Source organism: Variovorax sp. Soil_C_12 (assembly GCF_057657375.1).
In genome coordinates, this window is record NZ_JBDGIO010000007.1 from 252,950 (window position 1) to 269,777 (window position 16,828).

Genomic DNA, 16,828 nt, shown 5'->3' on the forward strand with positions numbered 1-16,828 from the left:
GAGAACCCTCTTGTTCCGCTATTTCCCCACCAACTACGTCTGGAACCTGTCCGTCGACCTCGCCATCGAGATGGGTGCGCGCATCGGCGAGATCGAAGAGATGTGCGCCCCGCTCCAGGAGGCGGCCAAGGCGCCCGATGCCGCGGGCACGCAGGCCTTTCGCGAGACGTGGGCCAAGATGGCCGAGAAGCTGTGCGCGCTGGCCGAGGAGGACGAAGCCCGCGGGCGGCTGCTCGCGGCCGGCGAGAAGTACAACCGCGCGGCAACCTATCTCATCACCTGCGAGCGGTTGCAGGCCCACGGCGAGCCGGGGCGGCTGGCCCTGTACCAGCGCTTCCTCGATGTCTTCACGCGCGGCGTCGGGCTCGCCCGGGAGAACTGCGAGCGCGTCGAGATTCCGTACGAAGGCAAGGTGATCGCGGGCCTGTACGTGCGCGCCGAGGGCGTGGACGGCCGCGCGCCGGTGCTGGTGCAGGTCAACGGCCTGGATTCGACGAAGGAAATGAAGTACCGGGTCGGGCTGCCGGCGTGGCTGGCCAGGCGCGGCGTCTCGTCGCTGGTGATCGATCAGCCGGGCAGCGGCGAAGCCTTGCGCCTGCACGGGCTCGCGGCGCGCTTCGACAGCGAGCATTGGGCCAGCCGCGTGGTGGACTGGCTCGAAACGCGCGACGACGTGGACCGGGAACGCATCGGGCTCGAAGGCGTTTCGCTGGGCGGCTACTTCTGCCCGCGCGCGGTCGCCTTCGAGCCGCGCTTCGCCTGCGGTGTCGTCTGGGGGGCCAACCACGACTGGCGCGACGTGCAGAAGAAGCGCCTGCAGAAGGAAGGCAGCTTCCCCGTGCCGCACTATTGGCAGCACGTCCAGTGGGTATGGGGAGCCAGCGATCTCGACGACTTCATGCGCATCGCCGAGGACGTCCACCTGGACGGCGTGCTGGACCGCATCAAGGTCCCTTTCCTCGTGACGCACGGGCAAAAGGACTCGCAGATTCCGATGACGTGGGCACAGCGCACCTACGAGCAGTTGATCAACAGTCCCAGGCGAGAGCTGAAGATCTTCACCGAGCGCGAGGGCGGAGTACAGCACTCCAGCTTCGATAACAGCGCCAACGCCGGCCACTACATCGCCGACTGGGTCGCCGAGACCCTGGGCGGGCGCACCGCGTGAGTCGATGAACCGTCTCGTGCGCCTTTGCCACGCGAGCGAGTTGCCCGAGGGCGCCGCCCGCGGCTTCGATCCGGCCGAGCGTGGCCGGGACACCCTGTTCGTGGTGCGCCGCAACGGCCTTCATGCCTACCGCAACGCCTGCCCGCATTGGTCGGACACCTCGATGGCCTGGCGCAAGGACGCCTTTCTGAACGCCGACGCGAGCCGCATCGTCTGCGCCGCCCATGGCGCGCAGTTCGAGATCGAGACCGGGATGTGCGTGCTCGGGCCGTGCCTGGGCCAGGCCCTGGCCCGCGTCGCACTGGTGGAAAGCGCTGACGGGTGGTTGACCGTCGATCCGAACGCACTGGAGCCAAGCCAATGAATGATTTCACCCGAACCCGCCGTGGGGCGTTGCTCGCAGCGCATTGCGCCGGGATGCTGGACCTGGTGTCCCTGCCTGTATGGGTGGGGGCGCTCATCGGCTGGTACGGCTTCGATCCGCAGCAGGCCGGGCTGTTGGCCAGCCTGTTCCTCGCGGGCCAGGTGGCCAGCAGCGTCCTGCTTGCGCCGAAGTTCATGCGCGTGCCGATGCGCGCAGCCGCCACGACCGGATTCGCGGTTGCCGCGCTGTCGTTCCTCGGGGTGAGCCTGTCGACGAGTTATCCCGTGATGGCCCTCCTGCACTTCACGGGCGGACTGGGCGCGGGCTGTGCACTGAGCGTGACACACGGGTTGATCGGGCGCAGCGGCAATCCGCACCGGCTGTTCGCCACCGCCGGCTTCGCGCTTGCTCTGTTTGGCATCCTGATGCTGGGCGGAGGCTCGAGGCTGGTGGCGGGGCACGGGGGCGCCGCGCTCTTCGCGCTGTTCGCCGTTGTCATGCTGGTGGCGTTGGTGGCGACGACGATCGGCTTTCCGCGGGCCGGCGACACGACGCATCGGCACGACGCAGGGCAGGCGCGGCTGCCACGGCAGGTCTGGTTCGGGATGATCGGCATGGGCCTGCTGGCGCTGGCGCAGGCCGCGATGTTCAGCTTCGTCGAGCGCGTCGGCGCGGACCGCGGCTACGGCACCACCGCCGTGACTGGCGTACTGGTCGCCGCAGGCGTCGTGAACCTCCTGCCCGCGCCACTGGCGGGATGGCTGCAGCACCGGCTGCGTGCGGAGGCCGTGGTGGTGGTCGGGCCGCTGCTGCATGCGGCCATCAGCTTCGCCATCACCCACACTTCCGCATTCCCCCTGTATGCGGTGCTGGTCTCGACGCTGATCGCGATGACGCTCTTCACGCACACCTTCCTGTTCGGCCTGCTGGCGCGCCACGACGCCAGCGGCCGGGCCGTGGCGGCCACGCCTGCAATGTTGATGATCGGCGCCGCCGTCGGTCCTCTCCTCGGCGGCTCGGCGGTCAAGTTGGCGGGCTATCCGGCACTGGGCCTCGTCGTGGCGTGCACGGGCGTGTTGTCCGCACTGCTCTTCACCGGCGCGCGGGAACGCCGCCTCACGCCCGCGCTTTCGCGGCAAGCCGATTGAAGCGCTCAGGTCTTCGGCAGTGCCTGAGCCGTGGCGATCAGCCGGTCGCGCACCCATTGCACGCCGGGATCGTCGGCGCGGTAGCGGTGCCACTGCAGCACCTCGGTCAGCCGCGGCGTCTCCATCGGCGGCCGCAGCAGGCGAACGGGCGTGGCTTGCGCGAACTGCCTCGCCAGCCGCGTCTGCACGGTGGCGATGCGGCGCGTTCCCACGATGAAGCGCGGCATGATCCCGTACCCGTGAGTGACCACCTCGATGCGCCGCGTATCGCCATGTTCGTTGGCATACCACTGCTCGAACCATGGGTTCGTGCCTCGGTCATTCTGGTAGACCACATGGCCCAGGGCCTGGTATTGCTCCAGCGTGATGCCGTCCTCGAGCTCCGGATGCTGCCGGCAGGCGATCACGTGGTAGGTGTCCTCGAACAGCACCGCCTGCGGATGCTCGTCGAGCATCAGGTGCGCGGGCGTGATGAGGAAGTCGATCCGGCCCTGGTCCAGATCCTGGACCATGCCGGCGCCGCTGGGCCGGATGTCGAAGCTCAGGCCCGGCGCCTCCTGCGCGATGCACCCCAGCGCGTCGGCGAGCAGCACGTGCGACAGGTAGTCGGACGCGACGATGGTGAAATGCCGCTGCGCCGTCGAGGGTTCGAAGTCGGGCCGCCCACCGAGGGTGGAGTCGACCCGCATGATGATGTCGCGCACCGGTTGCACCAGCGTCTCGGCACGCGGCGTCAGGCGCAGGGTCCGGCCGACGGGGACCAGCAACTGGTCGTCGAAGTGCTCGCGCAGCCGAGCCAGCACGCCGCTCATGGCGGACTGCGTGACGTGCATGCGCTCGGCCGCGCGCGTCACGCTGCGCTCGGCCAGCAGCGCATCCAGGGCCACGAGCAGGTTGAGGTCGATGCGCTGGTAACGCATGCGGCGATCATAGCGGCAGGTATCGCGCCGGCCGATGGCTCGCATTGCGAAATGCCATTGGTGCAGCGCGCCCGTGGTCCCTATGCTCCAGCCGCCATGACAAAGAGCAATCCACTGCAAGGCTGGCAGGTCGACCGCAACGCCATCCGTCCTATCGGCCAAGACCTCCAGCGCCCCGAATGCATCCTCGCCGAGAAGAACGGCATGCTGTGGGCCGCCGATGCGCGCGGCGGCGTGATGCGCATCGCGCCCGACGGCAGCCAGCGCCTCATCGTGCCGCAGCAATCCGGCGCGACGGCGGCCGCTACCGATTTCCAGACACGCTACGTGCAGAGCCAGGGCTCGCTGCCCAACGGCATGGCCTTCCTGCCCAACGGCGATCTCGTCATCGCGAACTGGGGCAACGACGCCGTGGAGGTGATGACGCGCGAAGGGCGCGCGCGCCGCCTGTTCGACAGCATTGACGGGCGCCCGCTCGGCAAGGCCAACTTTGTGCTGCGCGACAGCCGCGGCAGGGTGTGGCTCACGGTGACCACGCGGATGCAGCCGTGGACCGACTCCATCAACGCACGCGCCCGCGACGGCTACATCGCCCTCATCGATGACAAGGGGGTGCGCATCGTCGCCGACGGCTTCGAGGGAACCAACGAGGTTCGGCTGGATGCGCGCGAGGAATGGCTGTACGTCGTGGAGAGCAACGGCCGACGCATCTCGCGCCTGCGGGTGCAGGACGACGGCTCGCTGACGCACAGGGAGATCTACGGCCCGAGCTCGCTGCCGGGTTTTCCGGACGGCTTCGCCTTCGACGCGTACGGCAATCTCTGGGTGACGCTCGTGATGACGGACCAGCTCATCGCCATCACCCCCGAAGGCGAAGTCCTGACGCTGCTGGACGACAGCAACCCCGAGGCCGCACGGAGACTGAACGAGCACTACGAAGCGCGCACCCTCACGCCCGAGATCATGGGCGCCTGCGCCGGCACGCTCGCACCCTGGATGGCCAGCCTCACCTTCGGCGGCCCCGACCTGCGCACCGTGTACCTCGGCAGCCTGCGCGGCACCACCCTGCCCAGCTTCCGCTCGCCCGTCGCCGGGCTGGCGCCGATCCACTGGAACGAGACCTCCTCCTCATGAAACTCGCAACGCTCAAGGACAACAGCAAGGACGGCCGCCTCGTGGTCGTATCGCGCGATCTGCAGCGCGCCGTCGACGCCGTGCCGGTCGCGCCCAGCCTGCTGGCCGCTGTCGAGACCTGGGACTCGTCCGCGCCGCGCCTGCTCGCGCTGTACGAGCGGCTGAACGAAGGCCGGGCGGAGGGCGCCTTCGACTTCCAGCCACGCCGGGCCGCGGCGCCCTTGCCGCGCCCTCCCCAATGGTGCGACGGCTCGGCCTTCCTGAACCACGGGCGCCTGATGGAAAAGGCCTTCAACATTCCGCCCATTCCCGACATGGACACGATTCCCCTCATGTACCAGGGCGGGTCGGATGACATGCTCGGGGCGCACGACGACATCCCGTTGCCGGACGAGGCGCACGGCATCGACTTCGAGGGGGAGTTCGGCGTGATCGTCGGCGAAGTGCCCATGCGCTGTGGCGCGGCGCTGGCGCGCAGCCGCATCCTGCTGCTGGTGCAGATCAACGACGTGAGCCTGCGCGCCTTCGGCCCGCGCGAGATGCGCACCGGTTTCGGCTTCTTCCAGGCAAAGCCTTCGTCCAGCTTCGCCCCGGTGGTCGTGACTCCGGACGAGATCGGCGACGCCTGGCGCGATGCGCGCATCGGCCTCGATCTGCACGTGGAACACAACGGCCATTGGTTCGGTAACCCGAACGGCAGCGAGATGAATTTCGGCTTCGACCAGCTGATCGCGCATGCGGCCGCCACGCGGCGCCTGCGCGCAGGGACGATCATCGGCTCCGGGACCGTGTCGAACGCATCCGGGAAGAAGGGATCCGCCTGCATTGCCGAGCGCCGCGCGATCGAGGCCATCGAGCAGGGCGAGCCCAGGACTGCCTTCATGAAGTTCGGCGACCGCGTACGCATGGAGGCCCGCTGGCAGGAGCGGTCCGTGTTCGGCGCGATCGACCAGCGCGTGGTCCGGGCTGGGCCCCCGCAAGAAACGAGGTAGGCCGATGCCACGATTCGTCGACCTGTCGATCTACCTCGAGAACGAGGTGCTGTCGGATCCGCCGATGCTGGCGCCGAAGATCGACTACCAGAAGCACGGCGACACGCTGCCGGACTTCATGAAGCTGCTGCCGGGCACGCAGCCGGAGGACTACCCGGACCAGGAGGCGGCCGCCGCCGAATGGGTGCGGCTGACCACGCACAATGGCACGCACCTCGATGCGCCCTACCACTTCCATTCCACGCAGGATGCGAAGCTGGGCGACCCGCGCCCCTCGATGACGATCGACGAGGTGCCGCTGGACTGGTGCTTTCGCCCGGGCGTGAAGCTTGACTTCCGGCATCTGCCCGACGGCCACGTCTGCACGGCGGCCGACGTGGCGGCGGAGCTCCGGCGCATCGGCCACGAACTGAAGCCCTTCGACATCGTGGTGATCAATACGCGGGCCGGGTCGCGCTACGGCCACGGCGACTACGTCAATGCCGGCTGCGGCATGGGCTACGAAGCGACGATGTACCTGCTGGAGCACGGCGTTCGGTTGACCGGCACCGATGCGTGGAGCTGGGACGCGCCGTTCTCGTACACCGCCACGAGGTTCGCGCAGACCGGCGACAGGTCTCTGCTCTGGGAGGGCCACAAGGCGGGCAAGGACATCGGCTACTGCCATCTCGAGAAGCTGCACAACCTCGAATCGCTGCCGGGCCACGGGTTCACCATCTGCTGCTTCCCCCACAAGATCCGCGGCGCATCGGCCGGCTGGACGCGGGCGGTCGCCATCTTCGAGGACTGAAATGAAACTGTCTCGTCGATCAAGCCGGCACGGCGGTGACGTGGTAGCCGATCTGCTGAAGTCTTTGGATGAGGCGGTTGGCGGTCTTGGTAGCGTCGGCGCGGTCGAAGTGAGCGGCGCCGAGGTCGTGCCATTCGGTGCCGTCGCGCAGCCTGTGCCAGGCGGCGGTGAGCATCGAGGCGGCCACGGCGATGATGGCCTTCTTGGCGCCGCGGCGCGCGCGGATGCGATGGAACTGCGCTTGAAGGTAGCTGCCGTTGACCTTGATGGCGGCCCAAGCGGCTTGCACGAGAGTGGTCTTGAGCCATTTGCCGCCGCGGCGCAGCCGGGTGCTGCGGCGTTTGCCGGCACTTTCGTCGTTGCGCGGGCACATGCAAGCCCACGACAGCAGGTGGCCGGGTGTGGCGAAGCGCGACATGTCGATGCCGATCTCGGCGACAACCACATGCGCGCCGACGCTCCTCAGGCCGGGCATGGTGCTCAGGAGCTTGGCGGCTTGTCGAAACGGCTCAAGCCCGAGGCCCACCTCCTTCTCGATCTCGGCGATGGCCTTGTTCGGGCGTCGATGTGGCCCAGGTGCAGCTTGAGCATGAAGCGGTGATGGGCACGCACGTGTCCGCGCAGGGCTTCGAGCAACTCGGCGCGGCTGGCCTTGACGCGGCCGATGCAGCCGATGCAGCCGAGCAGGCGCCCGGGATCGTCCTGGCCGTCAATGATCGCCTGCAGCACCGCGCGCCCGCTCTTGCCCAGGATGTCGCTGAGCACGACACCGAGCTTGAGGTTGGCGTCTTCGAGCACTTTCTCGATGCGCTGCGCGCGCGAGGCCCTCTCACGCACGAACTGCTTGCGCGTGCGCGTGAGCGTGCGCAGCTCCTGCACCGCTGCTGGCGGCACGAAGCTCGCGCGGATCAGGCCATGCGCCAGCAAGTCGGCCAGCCACATCGCGTCGTTGACGTCGTTCTTGCGACCGGGGACGTTCTTGACGTGCGCGGCGTTGGCCAGCACCAGTTCGAAGTGGCCTTCGAGCACGTGCCACACCGGCTTCCAGTACACGCCCGTGGCCTCCATACCCACATGCTCGACGCCGAACGAGTCGAGCCAGTCGGCCAGGGCCAACAGGCCCGAGGTGGTGGTGGTAAAGGTGCGCAATTCCTGCAACGGGGGGCCGTCGCCGGCAATGCGCACGCACGCTACCACCGTCTGCTTGTGCACGTCCAGCCCGGCACAGCGCGGGTAGATGACCTCCATGATCGCCTCCGTGTCGCGGCGACATCGGCGTGCGGCCCACGTCATCGAAGTCTGAAATGCGTGCTCAGCGGCCCGAGGCCGCAGGCGACAGTACGGGGTGCTCGTGAGGCCGCGGGTCCAACTGAGATACGGGTTCGAGGCACCAAGTACAAACCGACCTCTTTGCCGGACGCCGCCCCTCAATTACAGCAAGGTTTCATGCGTCGTGGGTCGCGCCAGCCGCGGTGGAGCAACTGAGATGAAGGTATTGATCACAGGCGCGGGCGGCTTCATCGGCACGCAGCTCGCGGCGCTGCTGCGCACGACAAGCCGCATCGGCCAGCAGCCGGTCAGCGCCCTTGCGCTGGCCGATCAGCGGCTTGCCGACGTTCCCCCAGGCGCGCTGGCGCTGGAAGGGGATCTGGGCTCCGCACGGCTGCTGCAGCAGATCCGCGATTTCGCGCCCGCCGTGATCTTCCATCTTGCCGCCGTGCCGGGCGGCGCGGCGGAAGCGGACTACGCGCTGGGTCGCCGCGTGAACCTCGACGCCACGCTGGCCTTGTTCGAGATGCTTGCCGATGGTGACACGCCGCCAGTGGTCGTCTACGCCAGCAGCATCGCGGTCTACGGGAGCAGCCTCCCCGAGCGGGTCGGCCCCGAGACACCTCTTCATCCACCGCTCACCTATGGCGCGCACAAGCTCGCCTGCGAGATACTGCTGGCCGACTTCAGCCGCCGGGGTCTGCTGGACGGGCGTTCGGTGCGTCTGCCCGGGATCATCGCCAGGCCCCGTGCGCCCTCGGGCCTGGCGTCCGCGTTCATGAGCGACATCCTGCACGCGCTGGCCGCTGGCGAGCCATTCACATGCCCGGTGTCGCCGCAGGCCACGGCCTGGTGGATGTCGGCACAGTGCTGTGCCGAGAACTTGGTGCACGCGGCCGTGATGGATGTCTCGCAGGCCGATCCCGCCCGCGCATGGCCCCTGCCCGTGCTGTGGCTGTCGATGGCGCAGGTGATCGAGATCTGTGCGGCGCTGTACGGAGAGGACCGCCGTCAGCTGGTGCAGTTTGCCCCTCAAGCTGGACTTGAAAACGTGTTCGGCCGCTATCCGCGGCTGGACGACGCTCCTTCGCGCGCGTTGGGGCTGCGCGACGACGGGTCAGCCGAGGTGCTCGTGCGGCGCGCGCTGAGCGCTTGAGAGACCGAAGGAATGAAGCAATGGAAGCGCTGAGTCTGGTCGTTCGCGGCTGGCGGCAGGAAGCCGAAGGGATCTGCAGTTTCGAACTCGAGCCCGCGCAGGGCGGCGAGCTGCCGCCGTTCGCCGCAGGGGCCCATATCGATGTGCACGTTCAGCCGGGCATCGTGCGCCAGTATTCGCTGTGCGGCGATCCGGCCGAGCGGCGGCGCTGGCGCATCGCGGTGCTGCGTGAGGCGGCTTCGCGTGGGGGCTCCGCCGGCATGCATGACCACGTCCGTCCAGGCACCGTGCTGCAAGCGAGCGCGCCGCGCAACCACTTCGCGCTTGTTCCCGCGCGCCACAGCCTCCTGATCGCGGGGGGCATCGGCGTCACGCCGATCCTGTCCATGGCGCGAGCGCTGGATGGCGAGGGCCGCAGCTTCCACATGCACTACTGCACGCGCGCTCCCGCACGCACCGCGTTTCGCGACGAGATCGAAGCTGCGGCCTTTGCCGGCAGGGTCAGCTTCCACTTCGACGACGGCGAGCCGGTGCAGAAGTTCGACGCCGACCATGTGCTGACGAATTCACCGTCTGGAACGCACCTGTATGTCTGCGGCCCGTCCGGCTTCATGAACCATGTGCTGGGCACGGCGCGGTGCCTTGGCTGGGCCGAGGACCAGCTTCATCGCGAATACTTCGCCGCATCGGCTGCGGCTTCAACTGCGGACACCGCATTCGAGATGCGCCTCGCGCACTCGGGTCACTCGCTGAGGGTCGAGGCGAGCCAGACCGCCCTGCAAGTCCTGCTGGGCGCAGGCATCGATATCACCTTCTCGTGCGAGGCGGGCGTCTGCGGGACCTGTCTCACGCGCGTGCTGGAGGGCACGCCGGACCACCGCGACGTCTACCTCTCGGATGCCGAACACGCGGCGAACGACCAGTTCACACCCTGCTGCTCGCGCTCGAGGACGCCCGTGCTGGTGCTTGACCTATAGCGCCGCTGCACGCGGCTTCCTGCGCAGGATCTTGGCACGGCGGGCTTGGGCAGGGGCTGCACGAATGCGATGTGGCGCGTGCACTTGCCGCTGCAGTCGAATCGCAATCCGCCCATTCAACGAGATGGCCCTCATGGCAGACACTGTGGCGGGAACATCCGAATGTGGTTGCACCACATCCAAGTCTTCAAGACGATCTGGCCATCTTCGATGAGGCGCAATGCAATTTGTCACCAATCCTTGTTGCGGGGAGCAGGAAGGATGGCCTTCATCCGTCGATAACGATCTTTCTCTGGGCGACGAGCTGCTTCCACATCGCCAGTTCGTTGGCGATGGTCCGGCCCACGTCGGCCTGGCCGGTGACCACCGTTTGCCCGAGCTCCTGCATGCGCGTGACCACCGCGGGGGTCGCCAGGACCTCGGCCAACGCCTTGCGGATCGTCGCGGTCACTGCCGGCGGCAGGCCGGGCGGGCCCATGAGCGCGAACCAGCCCGGCGCGTCGAAGTTGGGCACACCGCTCTCCGCGATGGTCGGCACATCCGGTATCGCGGGGAGCCGCTGCAGCGAGCTGACACCGATGGCCCGCAGCCTGCCGCTCGCGATGAAGGACGAGGTGCCCGTGTAGGTCAGGAAGGCGAACTGCACGTCGCCCGCGATCAACGCGGTGATCGCGGGCACGGCGCCACGGTACGGCACATGCACGGCGAAGGTCCCCGTGCGCAGCTTGAGCAGCTCGCCGGCGAGGTGGCTGACGCTGCCGGCGCCGCCCGACCCATAGCTCAACTTGCCGGGCTCCTTGCGCATGGCCGCGATCAGCTCGCGCGTGCTGCGAATGCCGCTGGCCGCCGGCACGACGAGCACCTGCGGCAACTGGGACGCCATCGCGATCGGCGTGAAGCCGGCCACCGGGTCGTAGCCCGGGTTGCGCAGCGACGGCACGATGGTCAGGGGCGCGTTGTCGAGCAGGCCGAGCGTGTGGCCATCAGGGGCGGACCGCGCGACCTCGGACGCGGCGATGGTGCCGCTCGCGCCGGGCTTGTAGTCGACCACCACGGGCTGGCCCAGCAGCTTTGTGAGCGGCACCGAGAGCTCGCGCGCCAGGATGTCGGAGGAACCGCCCGGCGTGTAGCCGAGCAGCAGGCGCACCGGCTTGCTCGGCCAGGCTTGCGCCTGCGCGCGGCCGCCCAGCATCGCGAGCGCGAGAGCGGCTGCGCCGCCGGCAAGCGCCGAGCGGCGCCGCGGATCGAAGAGCGCTGCGTGCATGGCCGACCCCTATTTGACGTTCTTCAATGCGAACTCGTTGAGGTGCCCGGACGGCAGCGCCTCGACGCCCGGATCCGCCGGCAGCTCGACGTCGAACCAGCGCTTGAGGACGCCGGAAATCAATTCGTAGCAGGCGCCCATGCGGATCACCTCCATCGTCTCGAAGTTGATCAGCGTCCCGGCCCGGCGATAGATGTGATAGCGGCGCAGCCCGTAGTCGATGGTGATGTCGGCGATCTGCTTCAGTTCATCGGGAATGTCCTCGACGCTGAACCGCGTGCCGGTCCCCGAGATGTTGGCCGACGAGCCGAACAGCGGCACGACCTCCTCGCGGCTCAGGCGGCACAGCTCCGCGTGGAAGACACCGGCGTTGACCAGCGTGCTGATCGTGCCGGCGGCCGTGCTCGCCTTGATGGCGTCGTCGTCCAGCTTGCGGATCAAGGGATGGTCGTGCCGGAACGTGCCGACCACGCCCAGAGGCAGGTCGTGATCGACGACGAGCGCCTCCACCATCTGCTGCGCCCGGGGCGGCAGCGTATGCAGCTCGCGCTGCGTCTCCAGGTCCGCCGCCATCGCATTGCGCTTGTGGCTGCCGCGGCGCTTGGTGTCGTAGATCTTCTTCAGCGGATCCATGGAGGAGCCGCAACAGGCGTAGCCCGTGTCGTTGGGCACGATGGCGATGCCGCCGCTCTTGATCACGTCGATGGTGCGGCGGGCGTCGCCGGCAATGTCGAGTCTGCTCATGATTTCTCCTTGGGTGGGGTTCAGTGGGTTCAGTGGGTCAATTCGAGAATCCAGGCCCGAGCCGCATGCCCATGGCCTGCGCCTGCTCGGCATCGAAGCGCCGGCATTCGTCGTCGTAGTTCTGCCCGTAGGCGCCGCCCCGCACCACGCCGGGCTCGGTGGATTCGTAGAAGCCATCCCAGCCGGCGGGCAAGCGTGGCGAATCGGGTGTGGCCAGCCACAGGCGGAACAGCAGCCGCTTCTTCTCGGGCTCGGGGGCGTCCTCGAACTGGGTGCGCGAATGCAGCGCAGTGAAGTTGCTGAGGATCTGCAGGTCGCCCGATGTCGGCGCCGTCGACATGGAAGTCGAGCTCGGCATTCGACGAATAGCCGCGGCCGGTAGGGCCGCGGTAGACCGTGCCGACGTCCTGCACCCGGTTGATGTAGCGCGTCATCCTGTCCTGCGGACGCGCGACACCGACATAGAGGCCAACGGCCCAGGTCAGCAGCACGAACTCGTCCGGCGTGACGCTCGCGCGCGGAAAGCCCTTGAGCAGCGCGACGCCGAGGCCGTGCTGCGCCTCGTCGACGGCACGGCGGATCTTCGCGAGCGCCGCTGGACCGAAGGGAAAGTCGCTGCGCCGGTAGGCCAGCAGCGACTGCCCGGGCCGATGCCCGGCGCGCAGCACCCGCAGCAGGTCGGTGCGCTCTGCATCGTCGAAGTGCATCATCCAGCGTGCATCGCTGGCGAGGTCGGCGCCGCGCCAGGCGGCTGCGTCGCGGCCCGCGGCCGGGGTGGTCGTCACGGTGCTCATCATGCGTTGCTTCCTGTGGATTTCATTCGAGCGGAAAGCGCTTGGCCAAGGCGTCGACCCGCTCCCGCTCGCGCTGGACCATCGCCGCGAACTCGGCGGGCGTGTTGCCGAGCGGCTCGGCGCCGATGGTCGCGAAGGCCTTGCGCACCGCCTCACTCTTCGCCGCCTCGCGCAGCGCGGTCGCGATGCCCTGCTGAATCTCTGTGGGAGTTCCCTTCGGCACGAAGATGCCGTACCAGGTGGTGGCGTCGAAGCTGGCAAAGCCCTGCTCGATCGCCGTCGGCACCTCCGGCAAGACCGACGAGCGCTTGTCGCCCATCGTCATGACGACCTTGAGCGCGCCGGAGCGCACATGGGGGAGCACCGCCGTGCTGCCGGCGATGGCGAAGGAGACGTTGTTGGCCACCAGGTCGGTGATCAACTGCCCGCCGCCCTTGTAGTTGACGACGATGAGGTTGGGCAACGCGCTCTCTGCGCCCAGCATCCGCGCCTGCAGCCGCGCCATGTTCTCGGTGGTTCCGAGTGAGCACGGGGGCGCGGCCGACTTGCAATAGCGCACCATCTCGGCCATGGTCCTGGCCGGCAGCGCGGCATTGGCTGCTACGACGCCGGGCAGCGTCGAGAACGCCGAGACCGGCACCAGTTGCGACACCGGATCGACGCCCTTGAAGGCCGGCAGGTGCCGGATCAGCGTGATCGAGGGCAGCTGCACCAGCAGCGTGAGGCCGTTGGGCTTGGCGTCGATCACGCGCCGCGTGCCGATCAGCCCGTCGGCGCCGCCGAGGTTCTCGACCACCACCGGCTGGCCCCAGAGCTGCGACAGCTCCTTGGCCATCACCCGCGCTTGCGCGTCGGTGCCGCCGCCGGCCCCATAGGGCACCACCATCGTCACCGGGTGGTCCGGCTTCCAGTCGGCCGCGTCGGCGCCGAATGGAAGACCTGCCGCCGCCACGGCAGCGGCCAGCGCCGTCATATATGCGCGGAGCCGCCGGCTGGCGTCCCTGAGAACGCGCGACGCGGGTTGAAACACGCACTTCATCATCTGGATGTCTCCTTGGTTCTGTGATCCTGAAGGCACAGGCCGCATGCGTGCCGCGCCATCCTTGCCTCGAAAGCGTTCAATTGCGAAGCCGTCTCCTTCAACGAGGAACGGCGGCCGGCGTCCAGGCCCAGGGCCGGTGCGCGCGGTCTGCCTGTTGCCAGGCGCGGATAAGGGCTTCGTCCCGCAACGTCAGGCCGATGTCGTCCAGGCCAAGGAGCAGCGCTTCGCGGCGCAGCGGGTCGATGGTGAACGCGGTCTGCGCGCCCGACGGCGCAGTCAGCGTGCGCCGTTCGAGGTCGACCGTGAGCGGCGCTCCGTCGGCGCAGGCCGCGGCCAGTGCCCCGACCTCACGCGCCGGCAGACGGATCGGCAACACGCCGTTCTGAAAGCAATTGCCATGGAAGATGTCGCCAAAGCTGGGCGCGATGACGCAACGCACGCCGATGCCCTGCAGCGCCCACACCGCGCCCTCGCGCGAGGAGCCGCAGCCAAAGTTGTCGCCGGCCAGCAGAATCGGCGCGCCTCGGAAGATCGGACGGTTCAGGATGAAGTCCGGGTCGTCGCTGCCGTCGGCGCGGTAGCGCAGCGCCTCCATCGCGTAGGCGCCAAGTTGCTCCTTGGGCAGCGAGGTCAGGCGCTCGATGCGGATGATCACATCGGTGTCGATGTTGGCGCGCGGCAGGTACGGCGCAGCGCCGCTGACGACGGTGAAGGGCGGGATGCTCATAGGATGCTCCCGACATCGGCGATGCAACCTGCGATGGCCGCGGCCGCCGCCATCGCAGGGCTCGCCAGGTGGGTGCGGGCACCCGGCCCCTGGCGGCCGACGAAGTTGCGGTTGGAGGTCGATACCGAGCGCTTCTGCGGCGGCACCTGCTCGCCGTTGGCCGCCACGCACATGCTGCAGCCGGGTTCGCGCCAGGCGAAGCCGGCCGCTTCGAACACCTCGCGCAGGCCTTCGGCCTCCGCCGCGCGCTTGACGTTCTCGGAGCCCGGGACGACCCAGGCCGTGACGCCCGGCGCCACATGCCTGCCGCGCGCCACCTCGGCGGCGGCGCGCAGGTCGGTGATGCGCGAGTTGGCGCACGAGCCGATGAACACCCAGTCGACCGGCGTGCCGGCGATCGGCTGGCCTGCGCTCAAGCCCATGTAGTCGAGCGCGGCGGCCAGCGTGTCGCGCTGCGCGGCATCGGCGACGGCGTGCGGATCGGGCACGCGGGCGTCGATGGCGATGGCGTGCTCCGGACTCGTGCCCCAGGTGATGGTGGGGCGGATGCCGGAAACGTCGATGGACTCTTCCCGATCGAAGACAGCATCGGCATCGCTGGCCAGCAGCCACCATTGCGCCACCGCCGCGTCGAAGGCCGCACCCTGCGGCGCGAAGGAGCGGCCGCGCAGGTAGTCGAAGGTGCGCTGGTCGGGCGCCACCATGCCGCAGCGTGCGCCGAGCTCCACCGTGAGGTTGCACAGCGTGAGCCGGGCCTCGACCTCCATGTCTTCGATCGCGCTGCCCGCGTACTCGATCACATGGCCGACGCCGGCGGCGGTACCGAGCTTACCGATGATGTGCAGCGCGAGGTCCTTGGCGGTGACGCCTGCGCGCAGGGTGCCGTCGCAGCGGATGCGCATGCGCCTGGGCTTCTGCTGGCGCAGCGTCTGGGTGGCCAGGACATGCGTGCTCTCGGACGAGCCGATGCCGAAGGCCATCGCACCCAGCGCGCCATTGGTGCAGGTGTGGCTGTCGCCGCAGACCACGGTGAGGCCCGGCAGCACGATGCCCAGCTCCGGCCCCATGACATGCACGATGCCCTGCCCCGGCTCGCCCAGGTCGAACAGGCGCACGCCGGCAGACCGGGTGCGGTCGCGCAGCGCGGTCCACAGCTTGCCGCCGGGCGCGTAGGTCACGCCATTGCGACCGGGCCGGCTCGACATCGCGTGGTCGGGCGTGGCGAACACCAGCTCCGGATCATGCACCGGCAGGCCGCGTGCCGTCACTTCGGCAAGCGCGGGCGGGCCGGAGAGGTCATGCAGCAGGTGACGATCGATGTGTAGCAGCGCCCAGCCATCGCCGAGGTCGCGGATGACGTGGGCGTCCCAGATCTTGTCGAAAAGCGTGCGGGCGGCCATCACTTCTCTTCCATGACGGCGCCGGCATTGAAGCGCTTGCGCAGCGCATCCCACTCGTCGGCGCCGAAGCGGCGGAAGGTCTGGGCAACGCTCTGCGTGACCTCGGGCGCCTTGTGCGTGGCCTTCAGCTGGGCCAGCGCCGCATCGCCGGCCTTGATTGCGGCCGCAAGCATCAGGCCGGGCAGGATCGCCACTTTGTAGCCCATGGCCTCGGCTTCGCGAAGGTCGGAGATCGGCGTCCGGCCGCCGGGCACCACGTTGAGCAGGCACGGCCCCTTCACGCCTTTCGGCACCGCCGCCACCTCCTCCAGCGACTGCGTGGCCTCGACGAAGACCAGGTCGGCACCGGCGTCGAGCGCCGCGTTGCCGCGCCAGATGGCCTCGTCCAGGCCCAGCATGGCGCGCGCATCCGTGCGGGCGATGATCACGAACTCCTTGCTGCGGCGGGCACCGACCGCGGCGCGGATCTTGGACACGAACTCGTCGCGCGAGACCACTTCCTTGCCATCCAGGTGGCCGCAGCGCTTGGGCGAGACCTGGTCCTCGATGTGGATCGCGGCGACGCCGCGCGATTCATACTCGCGCACCGTTCGCGTCACGTTCAACTCGTTGCCGTAGCCGGTGTCGGCATCCGCAATCAGTGGCACGCCGATCGAGCGCGCCATCGTGGCGGCGTTGGCCACCATCTCGCCCATGTCGAGCAGGCCGAAGTCGGGAAAGCCGCGCGCCGCCGCCGTGCCGGCGCCGGTCATGTACACGGCGCTGAAGCCGGCCTGCTCGATCAGCCGCGCCCCGATGCCGTCATAGGCACCGGGCGCGATGAGCATGCTGGGCGCGGCGAGCAACTCGCGAAGGGAGGGATGGGTCATGGGCGGCGGCCTTTCAACGTGGTTGATCTCTGTTGTACTAAGACTATCACAACATAACAACAAGTCAACA

At 68.6% G+C, this 16,828-nt stretch carries 16 protein-coding genes and 1 pseudogene; 8 read left to right on the forward strand and 9 right to left on the reverse strand.

Translation table 11 applies throughout. From position 1 onward, the window contains the following. The first annotated feature begins 10 nt into the window (after positions 1 to 10). From AC3A6X_RS20530 to AC3A6X_RS20540, 3 genes are read left to right on the forward strand one after another with little or no spacing between them, the layout of a single operon-like run. Positions 11 to 1,168 (forward strand): alpha/beta hydrolase family protein, encoded by a 1,158-nt coding sequence (locus AC3A6X_RS20530; RefSeq protein WP_487843933.1) that lies wholly within the window; start codon positions 11 to 13, stop codon positions 1,166 to 1,168. Positions 1,169 to 1,172: 4 nt separating this feature from the next. Then, positions 1,173 to 1,532: a Rieske (2Fe-2S) protein gene (locus AC3A6X_RS20535; RefSeq protein WP_487843934.1), complete on the forward strand. Its 360-nt coding sequence runs from the start codon at positions 1,173 to 1,175 to the stop codon at positions 1,530 to 1,532. After that, entirely contained in the window at positions 1,529 to 2,680 is a 1,152-nt protein-coding gene (locus tag AC3A6X_RS20540; protein ID WP_487843935.1) for an MFS transporter, read from the forward strand. Before AC3A6X_RS20535 ends, AC3A6X_RS20540 begins: the two co-directional genes overlap by 4 nt. Before the next feature lie 5 nt (positions 2,681 to 2,685). Here AC3A6X_RS20540 and AC3A6X_RS20545 read toward each other — a convergent pair whose 3' ends face one another. Further along, a complete protein-coding gene (locus AC3A6X_RS20545) occupies positions 2,686 to 3,600 on the reverse strand; it encodes a LysR family transcriptional regulator (RefSeq protein ID WP_487843936.1) in 915 nt (304 codons plus the stop codon). A gap of 96 nt (positions 3,601 to 3,696) precedes the next feature. Between AC3A6X_RS20545 and AC3A6X_RS20550 the strand changes: the two genes are divergently transcribed. The 3 genes from AC3A6X_RS20550 to AC3A6X_RS20560 are packed head-to-tail and all read left to right on the forward strand — an operon-like array spanning position 3,697 to position 6,516. Continuing rightward, positions 3,697 to 4,734, forward strand: a complete 1,038-nt coding sequence (locus AC3A6X_RS20550; protein ID WP_487843937.1) for an SMP-30/gluconolactonase/LRE family protein — start codon at positions 3,697 to 3,699, stop codon at positions 4,732 to 4,734. Further along, positions 4,731 to 5,726, forward strand: a complete 996-nt coding sequence (locus AC3A6X_RS20555; RefSeq protein WP_487843938.1) for a fumarylacetoacetate hydrolase family protein — start codon at positions 4,731 to 4,733, stop codon at positions 5,724 to 5,726. The genes AC3A6X_RS20550 and AC3A6X_RS20555 overlap by 4 nt, the downstream gene beginning before the upstream one ends. 4 nt (positions 5,727 to 5,730) lie before the next feature. Then, a complete protein-coding gene (locus tag AC3A6X_RS20560) occupies positions 5,731 to 6,516 on the forward strand; it encodes a cyclase family protein (protein ID WP_487843939.1) in 786 nt (261 codons plus the stop codon). Between the two features lie 19 nt (positions 6,517 to 6,535). On the opposite strand, the pseudogene AC3A6X_RS20565 reads toward AC3A6X_RS20560, so the two are convergent. After that, positions 6,536 to 7,764 (reverse strand): annotated as a pseudogene (locus AC3A6X_RS20565) (IS110 family RNA-guided transposase). A 238-nt stretch (positions 7,765 to 8,002) separates the two neighbouring features. Here AC3A6X_RS20565 and AC3A6X_RS20570 point away from each other — a divergent pair. Further along, a complete protein-coding gene (locus AC3A6X_RS20570; RefSeq protein ID WP_487844082.1) occupies positions 8,003 to 8,941 on the forward strand; it encodes an NAD-dependent epimerase/dehydratase family protein in 939 nt (312 codons plus the stop codon). Between the two features lie 20 nt (positions 8,942 to 8,961). Beyond that, positions 8,962 to 9,918, forward strand: coding sequence for a PDR/VanB family oxidoreductase (locus AC3A6X_RS20575; protein ID WP_487843940.1), 957 nt, complete (start codon positions 8,962 to 8,964; stop codon positions 9,916 to 9,918). Between the two features lie 268 nt (positions 9,919 to 10,186). Here the strand turns inward: AC3A6X_RS20575 and AC3A6X_RS20580 are convergent, their stop codons facing one another. The 7 genes from AC3A6X_RS20580 to AC3A6X_RS20610 form a co-directional block, all read right to left on the reverse strand. Continuing rightward, the gene (locus AC3A6X_RS20580; RefSeq protein WP_487843941.1) at positions 10,187 to 11,182 is read right to left on the reverse strand and encodes a Bug family tripartite tricarboxylate transporter substrate binding protein; all 996 of its coding nucleotides are present in this window, start codon (positions 11,180 to 11,182) and stop codon (positions 10,187 to 10,189) included. A gap of 9 nt (positions 11,183 to 11,191) precedes the next feature. Beyond that, entirely contained in the window at positions 11,192 to 11,926 is a 735-nt protein-coding gene (locus AC3A6X_RS20585; RefSeq protein WP_487843942.1) for a Sua5/YciO/YrdC/YwlC family protein, read from the reverse strand. Between the two features lie 37 nt (positions 11,927 to 11,963). Continuing rightward, entirely contained in the window at positions 11,964 to 12,266 is a 303-nt protein-coding gene (locus tag AC3A6X_RS20590; protein ID WP_487843943.1) for a hypothetical protein, read from the reverse strand. Positions 12,267 to 12,742: 476 nt separating this feature from the next. After that, a complete protein-coding gene (locus tag AC3A6X_RS20595) occupies positions 12,743 to 13,693 on the reverse strand; it encodes a tripartite tricarboxylate transporter substrate binding protein (RefSeq protein WP_487843944.1) in 951 nt (316 codons plus the stop codon). 166 nt (positions 13,694 to 13,859) lie between these two features. Continuing rightward, positions 13,860 to 14,483 carry a 3-isopropylmalate dehydratase small subunit gene (gene leuD / locus AC3A6X_RS20600; RefSeq protein ID WP_487844083.1) on the reverse strand — a complete coding sequence of 208 codons (624 nt, stop codon included), beginning with the start codon at positions 14,481 to 14,483 and terminating at the stop codon, positions 13,860 to 13,862. Between the two features lie 2 nt (positions 14,484 to 14,485). Next, positions 14,486 to 15,889 (reverse strand): 3-isopropylmalate dehydratase large subunit, encoded by a 1,404-nt coding sequence (leuC, locus tag AC3A6X_RS20605; protein WP_487843945.1) that lies wholly within the window; start codon positions 15,887 to 15,889, stop codon positions 14,486 to 14,488. Next, positions 15,889 to 16,758 (reverse strand): isocitrate lyase/PEP mutase family protein, encoded by an 870-nt coding sequence (locus AC3A6X_RS20610; protein WP_487843946.1) that lies wholly within the window; start codon positions 16,756 to 16,758, stop codon positions 15,889 to 15,891. The genes leuC and AC3A6X_RS20610 overlap by 1 nt, the downstream gene beginning before the upstream one ends. Between the last annotated feature and the right edge of the window lie 70 nt (positions 16,759 to 16,828).

Coding starts and splice junctions, on each gene's coding strand:
- AC3A6X_RS20535 (WP_487843934.1), top strand. CDS start 1,173: ATGAACCGTCTCGTGCGCCTTTGCCACGCGAGCGAGTTGCCCGAGGGC.
- AC3A6X_RS20540 (WP_487843935.1), top strand. CDS start 1,529: ATGAATGATTTCACCCGAACCCGCCGTGGGGCGTTGCTCGCAGCGCAT.
- AC3A6X_RS20545 (WP_487843936.1), bottom strand. CDS start 3,600: ATGCGTTACCAGCGCATCGACCTCAACCTGCTCGTGGCCCTGGATGCG.
- AC3A6X_RS20550 (WP_487843937.1), top strand. CDS start 3,697: ATGACAAAGAGCAATCCACTGCAAGGCTGGCAGGTCGACCGCAACGCC.
- AC3A6X_RS20555 (WP_487843938.1), top strand. CDS start 4,731: ATGAAACTCGCAACGCTCAAGGACAACAGCAAGGACGGCCGCCTCGTG.
- AC3A6X_RS20560 (WP_487843939.1), top strand. CDS start 5,731: ATGCCACGATTCGTCGACCTGTCGATCTACCTCGAGAACGAGGTGCTG.
- AC3A6X_RS20570 (WP_487844082.1), top strand. CDS start 8,003: ATGAAGGTATTGATCACAGGCGCGGGCGGCTTCATCGGCACGCAGCTC.
- AC3A6X_RS20575 (WP_487843940.1), top strand. CDS start 8,962: ATGGAAGCGCTGAGTCTGGTCGTTCGCGGCTGGCGGCAGGAAGCCGAA.
- AC3A6X_RS20580 (WP_487843941.1), bottom strand. CDS start 11,182: ATGCACGCAGCGCTCTTCGATCCGCGGCGCCGCTCGGCGCTTGCCGGC.
- AC3A6X_RS20585 (WP_487843942.1), bottom strand. CDS start 11,926: ATGAGCAGACTCGACATTGCCGGCGACGCCCGCCGCACCATCGACGTG.
- AC3A6X_RS20590 (WP_487843943.1), bottom strand. CDS start 12,266: ATGTCGACGGCGCCGACATCGGGCGACCTGCAGATCCTCAGCAACTTC.
- AC3A6X_RS20595 (WP_487843944.1), bottom strand. CDS start 13,693: ATGACGGCGCTGGCCGCTGCCGTGGCGGCGGCAGGTCTTCCATTCGGC.
- leuC (WP_487843945.1), bottom strand. CDS start 15,889: ATGGCCGCCCGCACGCTTTTCGACAAGATCTGGGACGCCCACGTCATC.
- AC3A6X_RS20610 (WP_487843946.1), bottom strand. CDS start 16,758: ATGACCCATCCCTCCCTTCGCGAGTTGCTCGCCGCGCCCAGCATGCTC.